Annotated in this window: 17 protein-coding genes; 10 read left to right on the forward strand and 7 right to left on the reverse strand. The window is 69.4% G+C overall.

Translation table 11 applies throughout. From position 1 onward, the window contains the following. Positions 1 to 181: hypothetical protein (locus tag L0H79_RS11030; RefSeq protein WP_301484652.1), on the forward strand; the 181-nt coding region annotated here is incomplete at its 5' end. Between the two features lie 210 nt (positions 182 to 391). On the opposite strand, the gene L0H79_RS11035 is transcribed toward L0H79_RS11030, so the two are convergent. From L0H79_RS11035 to L0H79_RS11045, 3 genes are all read right to left on the reverse strand, one after another. Beyond that, positions 392 to 1,486: a mannose-1-phosphate guanylyltransferase gene (locus tag L0H79_RS11035; protein WP_301484653.1), complete on the reverse strand. Its 1,095-nt coding sequence runs from the start codon at positions 1,484 to 1,486 to the stop codon at positions 392 to 394. A gap of 104 nt (positions 1,487 to 1,590) precedes the next feature. Further along, positions 1,591 to 3,195 carry an ABC transporter permease gene (locus tag L0H79_RS11040; protein WP_301484654.1) on the reverse strand — a complete coding sequence of 535 codons (1,605 nt, stop codon included), beginning with the start codon at positions 3,193 to 3,195 and terminating at the stop codon, positions 1,591 to 1,593. Next, on the reverse strand, positions 3,192 to 4,097 hold the full coding sequence (locus L0H79_RS11045) for an ABC transporter ATP-binding protein (RefSeq protein ID WP_301484655.1): 906 nt from the start codon (positions 4,095 to 4,097) through the stop codon (positions 3,192 to 3,194). The genes L0H79_RS11040 and L0H79_RS11045 overlap by 4 nt, the downstream gene beginning before the upstream one ends. 88 nt (positions 4,098 to 4,185) lie before the next feature. Here L0H79_RS11045 and L0H79_RS11050 point away from each other — a divergent pair, with 88 nt between their 5' ends. Together L0H79_RS11050 and L0H79_RS11055 are read left to right on the forward strand one after the other, a co-directional pair. Then, positions 4,186 to 4,701 carry a GbsR/MarR family transcriptional regulator gene (locus L0H79_RS11050; protein ID WP_301484656.1) on the forward strand — a complete coding sequence of 172 codons (516 nt, stop codon included), beginning with the start codon at positions 4,186 to 4,188 and terminating at the stop codon, positions 4,699 to 4,701. A gap of 210 nt (positions 4,702 to 4,911) precedes the next feature. Beyond that, positions 4,912 to 5,442 (forward strand): hypothetical protein, encoded by a 531-nt coding sequence (locus tag L0H79_RS11055; RefSeq protein WP_301484657.1) that lies wholly within the window; start codon positions 4,912 to 4,914, stop codon positions 5,440 to 5,442. A gap of 24 nt (positions 5,443 to 5,466) precedes the next feature. Here L0H79_RS11055 and meaB read toward each other — a convergent pair whose 3' ends face one another. From meaB to L0H79_RS11075, 4 genes are all read right to left on the reverse strand, one after another. Further along, positions 5,467 to 6,558: a methylmalonyl Co-A mutase-associated GTPase MeaB gene (meaB, locus tag L0H79_RS11060; RefSeq protein WP_367652461.1), complete on the reverse strand. Its 1,092-nt coding sequence runs from the start codon at positions 6,556 to 6,558 to the stop codon at positions 5,467 to 5,469. After that, positions 6,555 to 8,744: a methylmalonyl-CoA mutase gene (gene scpA / locus L0H79_RS11065; RefSeq protein WP_301484658.1), complete on the reverse strand. Its 2,190-nt coding sequence runs from the start codon at positions 8,742 to 8,744 to the stop codon at positions 6,555 to 6,557. Before scpA ends, meaB begins: the two co-directional genes overlap by 4 nt. A 106-nt stretch (positions 8,745 to 8,850) precedes the next feature. Beyond that, the gene (locus L0H79_RS11070; RefSeq protein WP_301484659.1) at positions 8,851 to 10,671 is read right to left on the reverse strand and encodes a methylmalonyl-CoA mutase family protein; all 1,821 of its coding nucleotides are present in this window, start codon (positions 10,669 to 10,671) and stop codon (positions 8,851 to 8,853) included. A gap of 151 nt (positions 10,672 to 10,822) precedes the next feature. Next, positions 10,823 to 11,101: an endonuclease domain-containing protein gene (locus L0H79_RS11075; RefSeq protein ID WP_301484660.1), complete on the reverse strand. Its 279-nt coding sequence runs from the start codon at positions 11,099 to 11,101 to the stop codon at positions 10,823 to 10,825. A 622-nt stretch (positions 11,102 to 11,723) separates the two neighbouring features. Here L0H79_RS11075 and L0H79_RS11080 point away from each other — a divergent pair. From L0H79_RS11080 to L0H79_RS11110, 7 genes are all read left to right on the forward strand, one after another. After that, positions 11,724 to 12,950 carry an amidohydrolase gene (locus tag L0H79_RS11080; protein WP_301484666.1) on the forward strand — a complete coding sequence of 409 codons (1,227 nt, stop codon included), beginning with the start codon at positions 11,724 to 11,726 and terminating at the stop codon, positions 12,948 to 12,950. Positions 12,951 to 13,061: 111 nt separating this feature from the next. After that, on the forward strand, positions 13,062 to 14,117 hold the full coding sequence (locus L0H79_RS11085) for a BMP family protein (RefSeq protein WP_301484661.1): 1,056 nt from the start codon (positions 13,062 to 13,064) through the stop codon (positions 14,115 to 14,117). 236 nt (positions 14,118 to 14,353) lie between these two features. Then, entirely contained in the window at positions 14,354 to 15,892 is a 1,539-nt protein-coding gene (locus L0H79_RS11090) for an ABC transporter ATP-binding protein (RefSeq protein WP_301484662.1), read from the forward strand. Next, positions 15,889 to 17,004, forward strand: coding sequence for an ABC transporter permease (locus tag L0H79_RS11095; protein WP_301484663.1), 1,116 nt, complete (start codon positions 15,889 to 15,891; stop codon positions 17,002 to 17,004). The genes L0H79_RS11090 and L0H79_RS11095 overlap by 4 nt, the downstream gene beginning before the upstream one ends. After that, on the forward strand, positions 17,001 to 18,284 hold the full coding sequence (locus L0H79_RS11100; RefSeq protein ID WP_301484664.1) for an ABC transporter permease: 1,284 nt from the start codon (positions 17,001 to 17,003) through the stop codon (positions 18,282 to 18,284). The genes L0H79_RS11095 and L0H79_RS11100 overlap by 4 nt, the downstream gene beginning before the upstream one ends. Next, entirely contained in the window at positions 18,281 to 18,754 is a 474-nt protein-coding gene (locus L0H79_RS11105; RefSeq protein WP_367652462.1) for a cytidine deaminase, read from the forward strand. The genes L0H79_RS11100 and L0H79_RS11105 overlap by 4 nt, the downstream gene beginning before the upstream one ends. A gap of 23 nt (positions 18,755 to 18,777) precedes the next feature. Continuing rightward, positions 18,778 to 20,067, forward strand: a complete 1,290-nt coding sequence (locus tag L0H79_RS11110) for a thymidine phosphorylase (RefSeq protein WP_301484665.1) — start codon at positions 18,778 to 18,780, stop codon at positions 20,065 to 20,067. Positions 20,068 to 20,320: the final 253 nt, after the last annotated feature.

Consider the following 20,320-nt stretch of genomic DNA (forward strand, 5'->3'; position numbering starts at 1 on the left):
TGCAGCAATCCCGATCGACAGTGCAGCAATCCCGATCGACAGTGCAGCAATCCCGGTCGACAGTGCAGTAGTTCCGAACGACAGTGCAGTTCGGGGCGGGGCCGCGAGTGGGTTACTGGTTGACCAGGACGGCTCGGGCTTCTCGGACGGTGATGCGGGTGCCCCGGCTGGCGAACGGTGACGGTGTCGGGTAGTTCGACCCAGTCGCTGCCGTTGATGCGGAAGTCGGCACCGAAGGTGACCTCGAGCGAGGCGGTGAAGGTCCCTCGCTGTCGGGGACGAGCTCGGGCAGGCAGGTGGTCCCGATGAAGTCCCAGTCGATGCTGCCGCCACAAGGGATTGCCGTGCGGACCAAATGGAAGGGATCCGTTGTCCACAGGCTGGCGTCAGATCAGAGCAACTCGGTGCGACCCTGCTCGGCCAGCGTGGTCACGACCTTCTTGACGTCCTGGCAGTGATCCCGGGTGGTCACCAGGAGCGCATCGGCAGTGTCGATGACGACGATGTCCTCGACGCCGACGAGAGCCACGAGCCGGCCACTACCCGCAGACACGACACCGGTGGAGTCGACCGAGACGACGTCATCCACCCCGGAGAGGGCGACGATCCCGGTGGGGCCCCCGTGACCGTCAGACAGACCGGCGACGGACTGGAAGTCGCCGACGTCGTCCCAACCGAGGTCGGCCGGCACCACCGCGACCCGTCTGGCCGCCGCCGCCGGTTCGGCGACCGCATGGTCGATCGCGATCGCAGTAAGCGACGGCCACAGCTCGTAGAGCCGGTCAGGCTGGGCAGCGATCATGCGCAGGACCGACACCATATCGGGATGCCTCAGCGCGAGCAGCTCGAGGAGTGTCGTGGCTTGTACGACGAACATGCCTGCGTTCCAGCGGTATTCGCCGCTCGCGAGATACCGTTTCGCTGTCTCGAGGTCCGGCTTCTCGACGAACTCCTCGACGCGACGGCCACGCTCTGCCTCGGCGATCCCAAGCGGGGCGCCTTGCCGGATGTAGCCGAACCCGGTGGCCGGGCCGGTCGGCTCGATGCCGATCGTGACGAGCTCGCCGGCTCGGGCGAGGACGACGGCCTCGCGGATCGCCGCATGGAAGGCGGGCTCATCCTCGATGAGATGATCCGCGGCGAACGAGCCGAGGAGCGCGTCGGGATCACGGCGTTCGATGAGGGCGGCTGCGAGGCCGATCGCAGGCATCGAGTCACGGGGGGTGGGCTCGGCCACGACCGACTCGGCCGCAAGCATGGGCAGTTGACGCCGAACCGCGTCGGCATGACTCGAGCCGGCGACCACGATGACGCGATCGTCAACCAGGGGCGCCAACCGCGACCACGTGGTCTGCAGCAGCGACTGCCCTGAGCCGGTGAGGTCGAGCAGGAACTTCGGGGCCGCCCGTCGGGAGAGGGGCCACAGACGTGTGCCCGAGCCACCGGCCGGGATGACGGCCCAGAAGCCCGGGATCGTTGAAGTCACGCCGTCACTGTAGTGGTCGAGGGCAGACCGTCCGTACCCACTCGGGCCGGGCGCTGATGCCCGGTCGAGCGGGCGGATGTGCCCGCGCGAGCGGGATGGGACTGTTAGGCGGTGGTCAGGTCACGGCGCCGGAAGGCGCCCACGGCCGCAGCCGCAAGAGCCGCGGCGATCAGCAGCAACGCCGCCAGCGGCACCCCAGAGACCGATCCGCCCGGGGGCACGCTCGCGTGCACGAACGGTGACACGTCGATCACCGCCTGCGGCAGCTTGAGGATCGACCCGAACTCGCCGACCACGACGAAGACGGCCAGCACCGCCCAGGCCAGGACGACGAGTCGGGGCAGCGCACCGAAGACGACGAGCGCGAGCCCGACGCAGACCCACACGGCCGGGATCGGAGCCAGCACGCTCGGCAGCAGGCGGCCGAGCGTGGCACCCACCCCGCCCGAGGCTCGACCGTAGCTGAGCGCCATACCGAGTCCGGTGACGACGAGCAGCAGGGCGCTGCCACCCAGCGCGATGAGCGCGTGGCTGCCGAGCAGCGCGGGCCGCGAGGTGCGCGTGGCGAGAACCTGCTCCGAGTGTCCCTCGGCCTCTTCCGAGCGCAGTCGCAGCGCCGCGGAGATCCCGTAGGCGGCCGCGCCGATCGCCAGGAAGTTCAGCTCGGCGCCGAGGTAGACGTCAGACAGGGAAGAGGCACTGCCGCCGAGCTGCCGCAGCATCTCCTCGACCTTCGGGTCGCTCACGAAATCGCCGACGTTGTGCGCGACGCTGCCGAGGACGAGACCGAGCAGCGCATACGCGATTGCCCAGCCGATGAATGCGCCCCGCTGTAGCCGCCAGGCCAGCGCGAGCGGGCTCGAGAGCGACGCGGACGCACGCGCGGGGCCGGCGCGCCCGGCCACCAAGCCTGCCCCGAGGTCGCGCCGCTCACGCAACGCATAGGCCACCCCCACGCTCGCGACGGTGAACACCAGCGGGATGAGGAACACGACGAACCGGTTGGCGCCGTAGATATCGAGCTTCTCCCCCCAGCCGAGCGGCGAGAGCCAGGTCAGCCACGACAGCGCGCCCTGTGACGAGTCGCCGATCGCGCGCAGCACATAGGCCACGCCGAGCGCACCCAGCGCCCACGCCGACGCACCGCGCGCGGTCTGGGTCAGCTGGACCGCGATCGCCGTGATGCCGGTGAATGCGAGCCCTGCCGACAGCCAGTAGAGCCCATAACCGATGGAGCCGGGCGCGTCGAGGCCCAGCCCCACGAGGGAGAGCACAACGACGACGCTCGTCACGACACAGGCCCCGATCGCGAGCACGACGGCCGCTGTGAGCGGTGCGCGGCGCCCGACGACGGCCGCGCCGACGAGCTCGGTGCGTCCGGCCTCCTCCTCCGTCCGGGTGTGTCGTCGTACCAGGGCATACGCGAGCAGAGCGACGAAGATCGCGCCCATCGACACCGTCTTGAAGCTCGCGATCGCGCCGGGGTTGGTCGGGTCGGAGATCGGGCCGAACATCGCGACGATCGCGGGGGAGGCGTTGACCGCCTCTGCCGCCCTCGTCAGCTCCTCCGGCGTCGGGTAGAGCGCGAGCGCGGCCTGCGCCGACCCGCCCGCGAGCAGCACCAGCAGGACGATGCAGATCGGCAGGACGACTCGGTCGCGCCGCAGCGCGAGCCGTAGCAGGGTACCGGTGCCAGTGAGGCCGCTCATGACCGGCTCGCCTCCGGTGTGCGGTACTGCCGCATGAACAAGTCCTCCAGAGTGGGCGGTGAGCTCGCCAGGGTCCGTATGCCGCTCGCCCCCAGCCGCTCGAGCAGCTCGCCCAGGTGGTCGGTGGCGACCGAGCAGGTCACCCGGTCGCCCTCGATGACGACATCGACGACGCCCGACTGGCTCTCAAGTTCGTGGAGATCGACCGGGTTGGCTGTCGTGGCCTCGATCTTCGTCATGGATCCGCCACGCATGGCCTCGATGGCGCCGGTCTCGACGTTGCGCCCGGACCGGATGATGCTGATCCGGTCGGACAGGGCCTCGACCTCGCTGAGGATATGGCTCGAGAGCAGCACCGTCCCACCGCCTGCCGTGAACTCCTGCACCGCGCTGCGGAAGACGGCCTCCATGAGCGGATCGAGCCCGGAGGTCGGCTCGTCGAGCAGCAGCAGCTCCACGTCGGCGGACATGGCCGCGACAAGCGCGACCTTCTGCCGGTTGCCCTTCGAGTAGGTGCGACCCTTCTTGGTCGGGTCGAGGTCGAACCGTGCGACGAGGTCGGCGCGGCGCTTCTCGTCGAGACCGCCGCGCAGCCGGCCGAGCAGGTCGATCGCCTCGCCGCCGGTGAGGTTGGGCCACAGGCTGACGTCGCCAGGGACATAGGCGAGGCGACGGTGCAACGTCTCCGTGTCGTGCCACGGGTCCTCGCCGAGGACAGTGGCTTGGCCACTGTCGGCGCGCAGCAGTCCGAGCAGAATGCGGATCGCCGTCGACTTGCCCGCACCGTTCGGGCCGAGGAAGCCGTGGATCTCGCCCGTCTCGACCGCTAGGTCGAGCCCGTCGAGGGCGACGGTGGTGCCGTATGACTTGTGGAGGTCGGTGACCTCGACTGCGAGTGTCATGGTCTCAACGATACATAGGATTCAGGAACTAGTGAATGTTTTTAATGTTTTGGCTACACTGGCCATAGGTCCCAGCGAGGAGGCGACGATGACGAGGAAAGCTGCCCGAGGGCGGCGGGACGAGCAGGCGGTGGCGGACTACGTCGAGCGGTTCGGCGATGTCCTGACCGATGCCGGGATGCCGCGGCTCGCCTCCCGAGTCTTCGCCCGGCTGCTCGCCGACGACGACGGCCGGATGACGGCGGCCGAGCTGACCGAGGCGCTCGCGGTGAGCCCGGCCGCCATCTCCGGCGCGGTGAACTACCTGACCCACGTCCGGATGATCGGCAAGGAGCGAGAACGTGGCAGCCGCCGCGACGTCTACGTCGTGCATGCCGACGCCTGGCACGAGGCCGTCCTGAACCGCGACCGGGTCATGTCCGCGATCCAGCGCAGCATGAGCCAAGGGGTCGCCGCGGTCGGGGGAGCGGAGACACCGGCCGGACGCCGGATGCAGCTGTCGGTCGACTTCGTCGAGTTCCTCACGGATCGGCTACAGGACCTGCAGGGCGAGTGGGCCGAGCGCCGCGCCAAGATCATCGCCGCCTGGCCCCCAGATGCCTGACCGCACCCTGCCTAGGTAGGCAGGTGCCGCTTGACCGAGCTCGCGAGTGCCCCAGTTCCCCGGTAAGCCGGCGAGTCCCGCTGACCCGACGACATACTGAGACACATGGGTGCAGGGGTGCTGGGTCGATGGTCGGTGGTTGCAGGGGTCGCCCTCTTGGCGACGCTCGGTGGATGCAGCGCCTCGGTTACGCCTGAGGGCACGGTGACCGTGACCGTCACTGCGCAGCCGCGCACCTCACCCGACGTCACGACGACATCACCTGGATCCTCGACGGAGCCCGCCGCCACGGTCCCGGCTTCGCCGGCGACGTCGACCGCCGACGCCTCTGCCCTGCAGGCCCTCGTGGATCGGATCAACCATGGCCACCTCAACCCGCGGGTGCGCACCGTTTTCGTGGCGACGGACGCGGGGGTGTTCTGCTCGCTCACGGACCCGGTCATCGGCTGCGAGCTGACCCATGGCGGGCGGATCAAGCCACCGGCGGACCTCTGTCAGGGGGGCGCCGGTGCACATGACATCGGCCGGGTTGTCTTCGGTGATGCCGACCCGGAGCCGCAGTGCAACTCCGACACGATCGTCGAGCCGGACGCGCCGCAGCTGCAGAGCGGACAGACGGCGAAGAGCTCGAGCGGCACGCTGGCCTGCCTGGCCGAGCCGTCTGGAGTCTCGTGCTACGACCAGGTTTCGGGTACGGGCTTCTTCCTCGGCCGCGGCAGCTACGCGATCTACACCAAGTAGCTGCTCGTCGGCCCGGTCAGCGGATCAGGTCAAGGGACGGCTGTCGTAGGCCGCGAGGATCCGGTCGGCCGCGATCGTCGCGGGGATCTCACCGGCCAGCACTGCTGCGCTCACTTCGGCCCGAACCGCGGCAACCCCCGCTGATCGCTTGAGACGCTGGTCGAGATCGTCGCGCACGAGCGCCCACATGAAGTCGAGCTGCTGCCCGGCACGTTTGCTCGCCAGACCCCCTTCACCGAGGTGCTCACGGTGGGCGAGGACCCGCTCCCAGACGGCGTCGATGCCCACCCCGGTCAGCCCCGAGCACGTCACGACGGGCGGTGCCCAGCCCACCTTGTCGCGACCGTGCACGAAACGGAGTGCACCCGCGAGCTCCCTTGCGGCGACGCGGGACTCGCCCTCATGTTCTTGGTCAGCCTTGTTGACGGCGATGACGTCGGCGATCTCGAGGATGCCCTTCTTGATCCCCTGCAGCTGATCGCCGGTGCGCGCCAGCGTGAGGAAGAGGAACGTGTCGACCATCCCGGCAACGGTCACCTCGGACTGCCCGACGCCGACCGTCTCGACGAGCACGACGTCATACCCGGCCGACTCGAGGACGATCATCGCCTGGGTCGTCGCGCGAGCCACCCCGCCCAGTGTTCCCGCAGATGGCGAAGGGCGGATGTATGCCGCTGGGCTGGCTGACAGGGCCGCCATCCTCGTCTTGTCGCCGAGGACCGAGCCGCCGGTGCGGACGGACGAGGGGTCGACGGCGAGCACGCCGACGCGATGGCCCTGCTCGATGAGGTGCTGGCCGAGCGTCTCGATGAGCGTCGACTTGCCGACCCCAGGGACCCCGGAGATGCCGACCCGCACGGCAGACGGTTGTTCTGGTCCTCCGGGTGCGCCCGCCATGAGCTGCTCGAGCAGCCGACGGGCGGCGACCCGGTGGTCGGCGCGCGACGACTCGACCAGGGTGATCGCCCGCGCCACCGACGCCCGTTGCCCTGTCCGGACCCCGGCCACGAGTGCGTCGACGTCGACATGTCGTCTCCGCCGGGCAACGCTGACCGAGGCCGGACTGCGCTCTCGATCAGGAGTGGCGCACTCTCGATCAGGGTCGGGCGAGGTCACGGCTGCAGCTGCGCGGTCAGCTTCTCGAGCAGGTCGAGCGCCGAGTCGGCGACGATCGTGCCGGGCAGGAAGACCGCCGCGGCACCCATGTCCTTGAGGGTCTGCACGTCGTCCGGCGGGATGACCCCGCCGATGACGACCATGATGTCGTCACGCCCGAGATCGGCCAGGGCACGCCGCAGCGCCGGCAGCAGCGTCAGGTGACCGGCGGCGAGCGAGGACACCCCGACGATGTGCACGTCCGCGTCGACCGCCTGCTGCGCGACCTCTTCCGGCGTCGAGAAGAGCGGGCCCACGTCGACATCGAAGCCGAGGTCGGCGAACGCGGTGACGACGACCTTCTGGCCGCGGTCGTGCCCGTCCTGACCCATCTTGGCAACGAGGATCCGCGGCCGGCGACCCTCCTCATCCTCGAAGGCCGCCGTCGCTTCGAGCACCCGGGCGACCTTGCCGTCGTCGGCGTGGGATGACTCGTCGCGGTACACCCCACTGATGGTACGGATGACTGCCTGATGGCGCCCCCACACCTTCTCGAGCGCGGTCGAGATCTCGCCGACGGTCGCCTTGGCCCGAGCGGCGTCGACCGCGAGCGCGAGCAGGTTGCCGACCAGCGACCCCCGCTCCGAGCCACGCTCGGCCGAGGCCGTGAGGGCCTGGAGCGTCCGGCGCACCTCGTCCGGATCCCGCTCGGCCCGCAGCCGTTCGAGGCTCGCGACCTGCTGGCGGTAAACCTCGTCGTTGTCGACCTTCAGGACCTCCAGGTGATCCTCGTCCGCAAGCCGGTAGGTGTTGACCCCGATGACCTTCTGCGCCCCGGAGTCGATCCGGGCCTGCGTGCGGGCCGCCGCCTCCTCGATGCGCATCTTCGGGATGCCGGCCTCGATGGCTTTGGCCATGCCGCCGGCCGCCTCGGCCTCCTCGATCCGCGCCCATGCCTTCTCGGCGAGGTCCTGGGTGAGCCGCTCGACGTAGTACGACCCGGCCCACGGGTCGATGACCTCGGTCGTGCGCGACTCCTGCTGCAGGAGTAGCTGGGTGTTGCGGGCGATCCTGGCCGAGAAGTCGGTGGGCAGCGCGATCGCCTCGTCGAGGGCATTCGTGTGCAGCGACTGGGTATGGCCCTGGGTCGCGGCCATCGCCTCGATGCAGGTGCGCTGGACGTTGTTGAAGACGTCCTGGGCAGTGAGCGACCAGCCCGATGTCTGCGAATGTGTCCGCAGCGACAGCGATTTCGGGTTCTTGGGGTCGAACTGCCGCACGAGCCGGGCCCACAGCGCCCGCGCCGCGCGAAGCTTGGCGACCTCCATGAAGAAGTTCATCCCGATCGCCCAGAAGAACGAGAGCCGTGGTGCGAACGCGTCGATGTCGAGGCCCGCCCCGAGCCCGGCGCGGACATACTCGATGCCGTTTGCGAGGGTGTACGCGAGCTCGAGATCGGCTGTCGCACCGGCCTCCTGGATGTGGTAGCCGGAGATCGAGATCGAGTTGAAGCGTGGCATCTTCGCAGCGGCGTAGGCGAAGATGTCCGAGATGATCCGCATGCTCGGCTCGGGCGGGTAGATATAGGTGTTGCGGACCATGAACTCCTTGAGGATGTCGTTCTGGATCGTCCCCGCGAGCTGCTCCGGCTTCACCCCCTGCTCCTCGGCCGCGACGATGTAGAGCGCCATGATCGGCAGGACCGCGCCGTTCATCGTCATCGAGACGGACATCTGGTCGAGCGGGATGCCCTTGAACAGCGTTCGTGCATCGTGGATCGAGTCGATCGCGACGCCCGCCATGCCGACGTCGCCGCGCACCCTCGGGTGGTCCGAGTCGTAGCCACGGTGCGTCGCGAGGTCGAAGGCGACCGACAGGCCCTTCTGCCCCGCCGCGAGGTTGCGCCGGTAGAACGCGTTGGACTCCTCGGCAGTCGAGAACCCGGCGTACTGTCGGATCGTCCACGGCCGCGTCGTGTACATCGTCGGGTATGGCCCACGCAGGAACGGGGTGAGTCCAGGCCACGTGTCGAGCGCGGTGAGACCGTCGAGGTGCTCGGGCCCGTAGACGGGCAGGATGTCGATGCCCTCAGGGCTGTGCCATGGATCCCCTTGGTATGCCGCTCTGCTCGTTACCGACCGCGCCGCACCTTGCGCGTCGGTCGGCTCAAGTGGCAGGTCGGCGAAACTGCTCGGGACGCCGCTCATGCCGCTACCTCGCTCCGGTCGGCGCTCATGCCTTCTTTCGCGCCTCTTCCCGTAGCTCCGGGCCTCACTCGCTGGCGCTCGCTCGTTTCCTCGCTCCGGTCGGCGCTCATGCCAGCTTCTCCCTTGTCGTCGTCAGGAAAGCCAGGGCGTCGAGGCCCATTGCGGCGGAGTCGTCCACGAGGTCCGCGGGTATCGTCCGCTCACCGGGCTTGCCGGCGAGGATGACCCACCTGGCTCCGTCCTGTCGCAGCGCGGCGACCGCCTCGGCCCCCCACTCGAGATAGGCCGCGTCGGTGCCGCAGACGCAGACGACCGGCGGTTCGTCCTGGGCCTCGTAGGCCCGCAGGAGCGATTCGACACCTTCGGTGGCCCCGGCCGTCATCACCGGTATCCCTCCGGCGGCAAGCAGGTTCGCGGCGAAGCTGGCCCGCGCCGTGTGCGCCGCGACGGTGCCCAGGGTTGCGAGGAAGACCGGGTGCGTGGCGGGCTCGTCACGCAACGCCTCGAAGGCGGCGCCATAGCGGCGGACCTGACGTGCCATCGGGTCAGAGTCCCGCTGGAGCGGAGTCTCCTCGAGGTTCGGGAACTCGGTGAGCCCGGTGATCTGCCGGGACCGGTGGGCCACCTGGTCGGTCCGTCGCGCGGCGACCTCGTCGATCCGGCCCCGGAGAGACCCGTCAGACAGGGCTGCCTCGATCCCGCCGGCGGCCTCGATCGCCTGGAACTGCGCCCACCCGGCACGGGCCAGCCCGTCGGTGAGCAGCTCAGCGGCATACGACCCTCCGGCGGGGTCGGTGACGCCGGCCACGTGCGACTCGGCGATGAGCAGCGAGGATGTGTTGCGCGCGTTGCGCCGCCCGAGCGCGCTGGGCAGGCCGAGTGGTGAGTCGAAGGGCAGCACGGTCACCGCGTCGGCACCGCCGACTCCCGCTGCGAAGGCGGCGACGGTCGTGCGGAGCATGTTGACGTAAGGGTCATACCTGCTCATCATCGGGCGGCTCGTCACCGCGTGCTGGCGCTGCGCGCCGGCCTCAGACGAGGAGCCGGACAGCTCGGAGACGCGCGCCCAAAGGCGGCGCGCGGCGCGGAGCTTGGCGATGGTCGGGAACTGCTCGTCCGTTGCGGCATAACGGAACTCGATCAGTGGTAGCGCGTCGTCCACCGCCTGGCCGGCGGCGGTCAGCGCGCGCAGGTAGGCGGCGCCGACGGCGAGGGAGTAGCCGAGCTCCTGTCCGTCGGACGCGCCGAGGTCGTGGACCACGGTGGCATCGACGACGATGGCGCGCACCCCGGCTGACCGGGCGACCTCGGCGAGCTCGGTGAGCTGGCCGGCGGAGCGGGGGTGGCCGTCGGCGCGGACGGCGGCGCCGATCGGGTCGCACCCGAGGTTGCTGTCCTGGTGCAGGTGGATCCCCTGGTCCTCCGCGACCGCGACGAGCGCACGCGCGGCAGCCAGCGGGTCAGGGGCATCGACGATGACGGGGGCGACATCGAGCAGCACGCCCTTCAGGACAGTCGACAGATCCGTGGGGGTCAGCTGGCCACCGAGCTGAAGCCAGAGCGAGGTGACGCCACCCTCGAGGTCCAGCAACGCCTCCTCGTTGGCGCGCTTCGGGTCGAGCCCGCCGACGTGCGAGCGGATGTCCCACCCGTGCTCCGGCCGGTATGGCAGCCGGCCGCGCGTGAAGGGAGCGTGACCCGGTGCGCCCACCGGGGGTAGGTCCCGCACCGACTCGACGGTCCCCAGTGGGGCCACGGCGATCCCGTCCAGAGTGGTGTGTGTCAGCCGGCCCCAAGCCGCGCTGTCCGGGGCGCCCTCGGGGAGCCGGCGTGCCTTGCGCAGCGCGGTCGCCGCAGCCTGCTCCCACTCGGCCTGAGTGTGCTCGTCATCGGGACCTGCCAACGCGAGGAGGTTCTCGGCAGTCATGCCTCGCAGCCTAGGCGCCACCCTGCCCCCCGGCCACGCCTCGCGCTGTGCAATGTCTCTCAGCCACCCAGCCACTCGGGCCACTCGGCCACCACGTGAACCGACGGGCCAACTGGCCGGAACGAACTGTGGTGCCAGGCCCGGCCCGTGCTCAACCCGTGGCTTTGCCTGCCGTCGTTCCGTCCGGTTGGCCCCGTCGAGTGCGAGCCGTCTGCTCGAGCATGCGTCGCACATAGTCCGGTTCGAACATGACCTGGTCCCATGTGAAGCGGAGCACGACCCAACCCCGCGCACCGAGCTCTGTGTAGCGGCGACAGTCTCGCACGAGCTGCTCGCGCTCCCCGTGGAACTCGAAGCCTTCCGCCTCGATGACGATCTTCAGGTCGGCGTCGGCCAGGTCGACCCGGGCCCGGAACGAGTCGTCGGACATCTCGTCCGACGTGAGGTCTCGCCAGCCAGTGCAGCACGACTCCGTCGGCGGCGCCTGCCGGCAGACTGCGTTTGGCCCGGACGGTGACGTGCGGTTGCTCTGGGACGGTCTTGACCTTCCAGCCCCAGTGCAGCGCGGCGCTCGTGTGCGACATCGTGCCGCTGAGACGGTGCGCGGCGGCCTGGCTCTCCTGCTCCGTCGCCAGCGCATAATGGCCGCGACCGGTCTTGACGATGATGCCCTCGTCCAGCGCGCCCTTGATGTGGCGCCAGTGCCCGGCTCGCCTCAGCTCTCCCCAGGTCGCCGTCCCGCCAAGCCGCTGCAGTGCTCGCTCCGCCTTCATCCCAGCACTCTTTCTCAGCGGGACAACCGGCCGCCCCAGTTGTCCACAGGGACAACCGGCCGGAACGACGATGGGGTCTGGGTTGCGCTCGTGCTCAGCAGGTCCTGCGGCGGCAGTTCGTTCCGGCCAGTTGTCCCATGCCTCTGCGGTCCGGGGGAACCGTGCAGGATGCCTCGGTCGTGACCGTCGAGAAGGGGACAAACATCTGCGTATCGGTCACGGCGGCTCCTTTGTTCGGGGTCGCCTACGTCCGCTCGCTAGACTCCGGTGCTCGTGACCATGTTCCTCCCGTTCGACGAGATCTCCGCCACCGTCGCGGCTCTCGAGGACGAGCTGGTCACCATCCGCCGCGACCTGCACGAACATCCCGAGCTCGGTCGGGCCGAGGTCCGCACGACACAGGTGCTCGCCACTCGCTTCGAGCGGTCGGGCATCCCGTTCCGACGGCTACGGGGCAGCGGGCTTGTCGCACACGTCGGGCCGACGGAACCGGCTCGGACGATCGGGCTCCGCGCCGACCTCGACGCGCTGCCGATCCGCGAACAGACCGGGTTGCCCTTCGCCTCGCGGACCGACGGTGTGAGCCATGCCTGCGGGCACGACGTGCACACGACGGCCGCGCTCGGAGCCGCCTTGGCCCTCAAGGCCATCGAGGAGGATCTGGCCCACTTCGGGGTGGCGGCGCGGGTCGTCTTCCAGCCGGCTGAGGAGGTCATGCCCGGCGGTGCAGAGGATGTCGTGGCCCAAGGTGGGATCGAGGGTATGGAGCGGATCTTCGCGCTGCACTGCGACCCGTCCATCGACGTCGGCAGCGTCGGCCTGCGGGTCGGCGCCATCACGGCTGCGACCGACCAGGTCGATGTCACCCTGTCGGGCACTGGTGGCCATACGTCGCGGCCGCACCTGACGCAGGACCTCACCTATGCGCTCGCCAAGGTCGTCACCGACGTGCCCGCCGCGCTGTCCCGGCGCCTTGACCCTCGTGCGGCGGCCGCGCTCGTCTGGGGGGCGATCCACGCAGGCGGGGCCCACAACGTGATCCCGTCGACCGGCAAGGTCCTCGGCACCTTGCGCATGCTCGACGCCACCGCCTGGGACGGCTCGGAGCGGCTCTTCGCCGAGCTCGTCCATGAGGTCGTCTCCCCGTACGGCGTCAAGGCGGACGTGTCCGTCGTCAAGGGCGTGCCGCCCGTCGTCAACGACGCGTCGTGCGTCGATGTGCTGACCCTGGCGGTGGGCGAGGCCGGTGCCCTGGTGGCCCCGACCCCGCAGAGCCTCGGCGGCGAGGACTTCGCCTGGTACCTGTCCCGGATCCCGGGGGCGATGGCGCGGCTCGGGACGAGAGCGCCCGGAGGCACGACCTACGACCTGCACCGTGGCGACCTCATCGTCGACGAGGCCGCGATCGGGGTCGGGGCCCGCACCCTCGCCGGATGTGTGATCGCCAGCGTCTCCCTCGCGCCCGCATCGGCAGGCCTCGACAACGTGCGCGTCGCGGACAGATGAACACTTCGCCGCAGTTCACCGAAGCGGACCGAGCCGCACGGATTCGAGAGTTACAGTGCAGACCGCGAACCGGCGCCCGGTTCGCGACCTGCACCATAGAAGGAGCACCCCTTGCGTCACGCAACACAGGTCGCCGCGATAGTCGCCGCGGCCGCTCTCGGACTTGCCGCGTGTGGCTCGTCCGACACCCCGTCATCCGGCGGCACCGCCGACGGCACCCAGCCGGCTGCCGCCGGCGACAAGCCGCTGATGGTCGGCATGGCGTATGACGTCGGCGGCCGGGGCGACCAGTCGTTCAACGATGCCGCCGCCAAGGGCCTCGACAAGGCCAAGGCCGAGCTCGGTGTCAAGGGCCAGGATGCCGCTGCCACGAACGGTGAGCCGGAGTCCGCCCGGGAGGAACGCCTTCAGCAGCTCATCGACGCCGGGTACGACAACATCGTCGCCGTCGGGTTCGCCTACGCGCCGGCCGTCAAGAAGGTTGCCGCCGCCGAGAAGGACGTCAAGTTCGCGCTGGTCGACTCGACCGACGCTCAAGGCCCCAACATCGAGAACATCACGTTCGCGGAGAACGAGGGCTCGTTCCTCGTCGGTGCGGCTGCCGCGCTCAAGACGAAGACGAACCACATCGGCTTCATCGGCGGTGTCGAGACCCCGCTCATCAAGAAGTTCGAGGTCGGCTACATCGCCGGCGCCAAGAAGGTCGACCCGGACCTCAAGATCGACGTCAAGTATCTCACCCAGCCGCCGGACTTCTCCGGCTTCTCGTCGGTCGACAAGGGCAAGGCCGCTGCCGAGGGCATGTACCAGCAGGGTGCCGACATCGTCTACCACGCCGCGGGTGGCTCCGGTGGGGGTGTCTTCCAGGCCGCCAAGGCTGCCGGCAAGTGGGCGATCGGGGTCGACTCCGACCAGGCCTTGACGGCAGATGCCGCCGTCCGCGACGTCATCCTCACCTCGATGATCAAGCGGGTCGACATCGGCGTCTTCGACTTCATCAGCTCGGTCAAGGACGGCACCTTCACGCCCGGCGAGAAGGTCTTCGACCTCAAGGCCGGTGGTGTCGACTTCTCGACGACCGGGGGGCACGTCGACGACATCAAGGGCAAGCTCGACGACTTCAAGCAGCAGATCATCTCGGGCGAGATCAAGGTCCCGTCCGCCTGAGCCGAGGTCGGCCGGCCCGGGCGGCGCAGCGCGTGTTGCCCGGGCCTTTCTGCCTTGCACCGGACCGACCGGCGGTACGTTCGTGACGGTGGCAGTCCATCCCGCCCGCAGGCAGCGGGCCCGCACGAGGAGCGTGTCCCATCGTCGCGAACGACGCCCGGCTCCGCGGCGCGGCCGAAGGCGGCATGGCCGCACCTGTGACGGCTGACGCACGGCTGACGCACGGAGGCACGCCCGTGGTCGAGCTGCACGGGATCACCAAGCGGTTCCCCGGCGTCGTCGCCAACAAGGACATCGAGCTCACCGTCGACAAGGGCACGATCCATGCCATCGTCGGGGAGAACGGCGCCGGCAAGTCGACGCTGATGAAGATCCTCTACGGCGTGCAACAACCCGACGAGGGCACGATCATGGTCGATGGGAACGAGCTCAGGCTGCGCACCCCCTCGGACGCGATCGCCGCCGGCATCGGCATGGTCTTCCAGCATTTCCAGCTGGCGGACAACTTCACTGTCCTCGAGAACGTCGTGCTGGGCGCCGAGGGCCTGCACGGTATCGGTGACAGCGCTCGAGACACGATCCGAGAGCTGTCCGACGGATACGGGCTCGGCATCGACCCCGAGGCCCTCGTGGCCGATCTCGGCGTCGGTGCGCGGCAACGCATCGAGATCCTCAAGGTCCTCTATCGGGGTGCCCGGATCATCATCCTCGACGAGCCCACCGCGGTTCTCGTCCCGCAGGAGGTCTCCGAGCTGTTCGACAACCTCCGAGGGCTGACGGCCGAGGGGTTCACCGTCATCTTCATCTCGCACAAGCTGGACGAAGTGCTCCAGGTCGCCGACGCGATCACGGTCATCCGACGGGGCACGACTGTCGCCGAGGTCGATCCCAAGCGCGTCACTGCGCGACAGCTTGCCGAGCTCATGGTCGGCACCGAGCTGCCCAGCGCCCATACGGAACAGTCCACCGTCACGGACACGCCGGTGCTGACCATCGAGGCCACCTCCCTCGACAACCCGTTCGGCGGGCCTCGCCTTCTCGATGGCATCGACCTGACGATCCACACCGGCGAGATCGTCGGCATCGCCGGGGTCGAAGGCAACGGCCAGGCCGAGCTCGTCGAGGTGATCATGGGCATGCGCGAGCCATCCGCCGGTCGGATCCTGCTCGGCGAGCTCGATACCTCCACCTGGCAGACCAGGGAGATCCGGGAGGCCGGCATCGGCTACATCCCCGAGGACCGACATCGGCACGGCCTCCTGCTCGAGTCGCCACTCTGGGAGAACGTCGTCCTCGGGCACCAGACCGAGCCGACCTACCGCACGGGTCCCGGCCGATGGCTCATCAACAGCTCGGCAGCCAAGAAGGAGACGCAGCAGATCGTCGTGCAGTACGACGTGCGTACTCCCTCCATCGACGTCACGTCCGGTTCGCTGTCCGGCGGCAACCAGCAGAAGCTCATCATCGGCCGTGAGATGCGGCGCAACCCACGGGTGCTCGTCGCGGCACACCCCACGCGCGGGGTTGACGTTGGGGCACAGGCCGCGATCTGGGGCCACATCCGCGATGCCCGGCGCAACGGGCTGGGCGTCCTGCTCATCTCGGCCGACCTCGACGAGCTCGTTGGCCTTTCGGACACGATCCGGGTCATCCTCCGTGGCCGCATCGTCGGGCAGTTCAACCCCGACACCGTCACTCGCGAGGAGCTCGGCGCGGCCATGACCGGAGCGGTGGCGGACGACGCCCGAGCCGACCCGAAGGAGCAGGGCCATTGAGCACCCGGTTCGATGCCCGGCGCATTCTCAGGGCGATCGCGGCACCCGTTCTCGCGGTCGTCGTCGCGGTCGTCGTCACCTCGCTCATCCTCGCCGCCGCCAACGACCCGGTCGGCCAGGTCTGGTCGGTGATCCTGTCGCCCCCGAAGCCTCGCGTGGTGGCCGCGATCATCAACGCGGCAACGGTCTACTACCTGTCTGCGGTGGCAGTCGCCATCGGCTTCAAGATGAACCTGTTCAACATCGGGGTGGACGGGCAGTACCGGATCGCCGCATTCTTCGCCGCGCTCGTGGCGGGACAGGGCTGGCTGCCCGGTCCGCTCAACGTCCTGCTCGGCCTCGCCGTCGCGGTCCTCACCGGCGGGATCTGGGCCGCCGTTGCGGGCATCCTCAAAGTCTGGCGTGGTGTCTCCGAGGTCATCTCGACGATCATGCTCAACGCGATCGCGACGTTCCTGGTCGCGTTGCTGCTGCGGAAGGCCGCCCTCGAGCCGGGCGGCTCCAACATCGTGCAGACCAAGCCGATCCCGGAGTCCTCGAGGGTCCCCGGCTTCCCACTCATCCCTGGCAGCAGCCGCGAGATCTACGGGCTGGTCATCCTCGCGATCCTCGTCGGCATCGCCTACTGGTTCGTCCTGAACAAGACCCGCTTCGGCTTCGACCTGCGGGCCACTGGCGCCTCCGAGACGGCCGCCGTAGCGAGCGGCGTCAACGTGGGGCGGATGGTGGCTGTGTCGATGATCATCTCCGGCGGCGTCGCGGGCCTCGTCGGCATGCCGCTCCTGTTCGGTCAGGACTACTCGTACGGCTCGACGTTCCAGCCGGGGCTTGGCTTCGCGGGTATCGCGATCGCGCTGCTGGGGCGCAACCACCCGGTCGGCATCGCCTTCGCAGCGCTGCTGTGGTCGTTCCTCGACCAGCAGTCCAACGCCCTGCAGATCCAGGCCGGTGTCAGCGACAAGCTCGTCCTGGTCATCCAGGGCGTCATCGTCCTGTCGGTCGTCATCGCCTACGAGATCGTCCGGCGGGCCAACGTCCGGCTCGAGCAACGCCGCGTCGCGGCCCGCCTTGCGGCGGAAGCCGGGACCCCGCTGCAAGGAGCCCGGGCATGAGTGGCGGCGACGCCGCGACCCGCACGCGCAGGAGCGAGCCCGATACCACGTCCTCGAGGTGGCGACGCTCGGCGCTGCTGCGCGGCACCGTGTATGCCGTCATCGGCCTCGTGGTGGTATCGATCGTCCGCGTCATCACGGGTGCCGACGACATCGCCTCGTCCGGCGCGATCGCCGCTGCCCTCGCGCTCGCGGCCCCGATCGCGCTCGCCGGCCTCGGCGGTCTGTGGTCCGAGCGGGCCGGCATCGTCAACATCGGTCTCGAGGGCATGATGATCCTGGGCACGTGGGGTGGTGCGTTCTTCGCGTACCACTACGGCGCCTGGGCCGGCGTGCTCGGGGCGATCCTGCTCGGCGCGATCGGTGGCGCCATCCACGCCTTGGCCACGGTCGTCTTCGGCGTCGACCACATCGTCTCTGGTGTCGCGATCAACACGCTCGGCGCCGGGGCAGCCGCCTACCTCGCGGCCCGGACCTTCACCGGGCTGCCGGGAGGTGGCCCGACCCAGTCGCCTGGCCTGCCGAGTCTGCCCACGGTGACGATCGGGCGGCTTGCCGACTGGCTCGGTGACCTCGAGCAGAGTGGCACCTTCCTCGTCGCCGATGTCGCCTCGGTGCTGCGGGCCTTCGTCTACCACCTCTCGGTCCTGACGATCATCGTCGCGCTCCTCTTCGTGTTCACCGCCTGGGTGCTCTGGCGGACCGGTTTCGGGCTGCGCCTGCGATCCTGCGGCGAGGCGCCCACGGCTGCCGAGACCCTCGGGGTCAACGTCTCCCGCTACAAGCTCGTCGCCACCGTCGTCTCCGGCGGACTGGCCGGCCTGGGCGGAGGGTTCCTCGTGCTCGTCGCGTCCGGCCTCTACCGCGACGGCCAGACCGGCGGTCGAGGCTTCATCGGCCTCGCCGCGATGATCTTCGGCAACTGGCGGCCAGGGGGCCTTGCCGGCGGAGCGGCGCTCTTCGGCTACACCGACGCGATCAACCTGCGTGGCGGTGACGACGTCATCCGCGCCTACCTCCTGCCGATCTCCGTCTTCCTGCTCCTCTGGGGTTTCTGGCAGCTGCGACGCCACAAGAGCGGCAAGCCGGTCACCGGTGTCGTCTCGGTGGTCATGGCGGTCCTCGTCTTCGTCTGGTTCATGATCATCAAGGCCATGCCGAGTGAGATCACCGCGATGACCCCCTACATCGCCACGCTGCTCGTCCTCGCCTTCGCGTCCCAACGGTTGCGGATGCCCAAGGCCGACGGCCTCGTCTACCGCAGGGGCGAAGCCTCGTGACGCCTCAGCCCGAGCGGGACGAAACCGCCTCGACGACACCAGGCTCAGCGGCATACGACATCGACTGGGGCGCCCTGCACGAGCGCGCCGTGGCGCTGATGCACGCCGCGTACGCCCCGTACTCACGGTTCCCCGTCGGGGTCGCCGGGCTCGTCGACGACGGGCGTGTCGTCGCGGGGTGCAACGTCGAGAACGCCTCCTACGGCGTCGCTCTCTGCGCGGAGTGCGGCATGGTGTCAGATCTCGTGGCGACCGGGGGCGGCCGCCTCGTCGCGGTCTACTGCGTCGGGGCCGATGGACGACCGCTCATGCCGTGCGGGCGATGCCGGCAGCTGCTCTGGGAGCACGGTGGGCCCACGTGCCTGCTGCGGACTCCCACGGGAGTGCTGCCGATGACCGCGGTGCTGCCGCAGGCCTTCGGACGAGAGAACCTGGACAGGTTGGCGGGTCAGGTGAGGACGAAGGAGTGACGTGGCATGAGAAAGGTGGACCAGTGAGCGAGCCCTATGACGCCGTCGAGGTCATCACGACGAAGCGTGACGGCGACGAGCTGTCCGACCGGCAGATCGACTGGGTGGTTGATGCGTACACTCGCGGTGCCGTCGCCGAGGAGCAGATGGCCGCGCTCGCGATGGCGATCTACCTGCGCGGCATGAGCCACCGGGAGGTCGCCGGGTGGACCGACGCGATGATCCGGTCAGGCGAGCGGCTCGACTTCTCGGCGCTGTCACGGCCGACGAGTGACAAGCACTCGACCGGTGGGGTCGGCGACAAGATCACCCTCCCGCTGGTGCCCCTCGTCGCCGCGTGCGGGGTCGCCGTTCCGCAGCTTTCGGGGCGCGGACTGGGACACACCGGAGGGACCCTCGACAAGCTCGAGTCCATCCCGGGCTGGAGCGCCACCCTCACGAACGAGGAGATGATGCTCCAGCTCGAGGACGTCGGTGCCGTGATCTGTGCCGCGGGCACCGGACTGGCACCAGCCGACAAAAAGCTCTACGCGCTGCGTGACGTGACGGGGACGGTCTCGTGCGTGCCCCTGATCGCCTCATCGATCATGAGCAAGAAGATCGCCGAGGGCACCGGATCGCTCGTCCTCGACGTCAAGGTCGGCTCCGGGGCCTTCATGAAGGACCTCACCGGGGCCCGTGAACTCGCAGAGACGATGGTGCGGCTGGGGCAGGACGCCCGTATCCGTACCGTTGCACTGCTGACGAACATGCAGACCCCGCTCGGGCTGACCGTGGGAAACGCCCTCGAGGTGCGCGAGTCGGTCGAGGTCCTGGCCGGCGGTGGGCCACCCGACGTCGTCGAGCTGACCATCGCGCTGGCCCGGGAGATGGTGGCCGGTGCTGGAGTGCCGAGCGTCGATCCGGCTGATGTCCTCGCCTCGGGAAAGGCGATGGACGTGTGGCGTCGGATGATCCGCGCCCAGGGCGCCGACCCTGACGCAGCCCTGCCTGCGGCTGCGGAGACGCACACCGTGCTGGCGCCGGCCGACGGTGTCCTCGTCACGCTCGACGCGCTCGCCGTAGGCGTGGCGTCGTGGCGACTCGGAGCGGGGCGCGCCCGCAAGGAGGACCCGGTACAGGCGGGTGCGGGGATCGAACTGCACGCCAAGCCGGGCGCGGTCCTGCGCGGCGGGGAACCCCTGATGACGCTCCACACTGACGAACCCAACCGCTTCGAGCGGGCCGTCGGGGCGCTTGCGGGTGCCTACGTGATCGCTCCGGAGGGCTCGAGGCCCGACCTCCTGCCCATCGTGGTGGAACGGGTCGTGTGAGGCGGGTGCGCTGGCCTTGCCGGCTCGCCGCGGCGAAAGGGTAGGTCGTCGCTCAGCTCCCGCTGGCCGGGGGCTGATTATGACTTCCACGCGGCGGCTGCTAGAGTACGGGCTCCCGCCGCAAGCCACCAGAGACGGACAGCGGTTCGGAGGTCCCTCGGACACCGACCCGTCGATTTGACTCGCGGAGATCGCGGTGGGTAAGTTTGGGTGGTTGCCTTTGTTGGCTGGGTTGCCGTGTGGTGGTCTGGTT

Source organism: Intrasporangium sp. (genome assembly GCF_030452765.1).
GTDB lineage: Bacteria > Actinomycetota > Actinomycetes > Actinomycetales > Dermatophilaceae > Intrasporangium_A.

Excerpts from the sequence above, each read along its gene's own strand:
- L0H79_RS11040 (WP_301484654.1), bottom strand. The coding sequence starts at position 3,195 with ATGAGCGGCCTCACTGGCACCGGTACCCTGCTACGGCTCGCGCTGCGG.
- L0H79_RS11045 (WP_301484655.1), bottom strand. The coding sequence starts at position 4,097 with ATGACACTCGCAGTCGAGGTCACCGACCTCCACAAGTCATACGGCACC.
- L0H79_RS11050 (WP_301484656.1), top strand. The coding sequence starts at position 4,186 with ATGACGAGGAAAGCTGCCCGAGGGCGGCGGGACGAGCAGGCGGTGGCG.
- scpA (WP_301484658.1), bottom strand. The coding sequence starts at position 8,744 with ATGAGCGGCGTCCCGAGCAGTTTCGCCGACCTGCCACTTGAGCCGACC.
- L0H79_RS11070 (WP_301484659.1), bottom strand. The coding sequence starts at position 10,671 with ATGACTGCCGAGAACCTCCTCGCGTTGGCAGGTCCCGATGACGAGCAC.
- L0H79_RS11075 (WP_301484660.1), bottom strand. The coding sequence starts at position 11,101 with ATGTCCGACGACTCGTTCCGGGCCCGGGTCGACCTGGCCGACGCCGAC.
- L0H79_RS11080 (WP_301484666.1), top strand. The coding sequence starts at position 11,724 with ATGTTCCTCCCGTTCGACGAGATCTCCGCCACCGTCGCGGCTCTCGAG.
- L0H79_RS11100 (WP_301484664.1), top strand. The coding sequence starts at position 17,001 with ATGAGTGGCGGCGACGCCGCGACCCGCACGCGCAGGAGCGAGCCCGAT.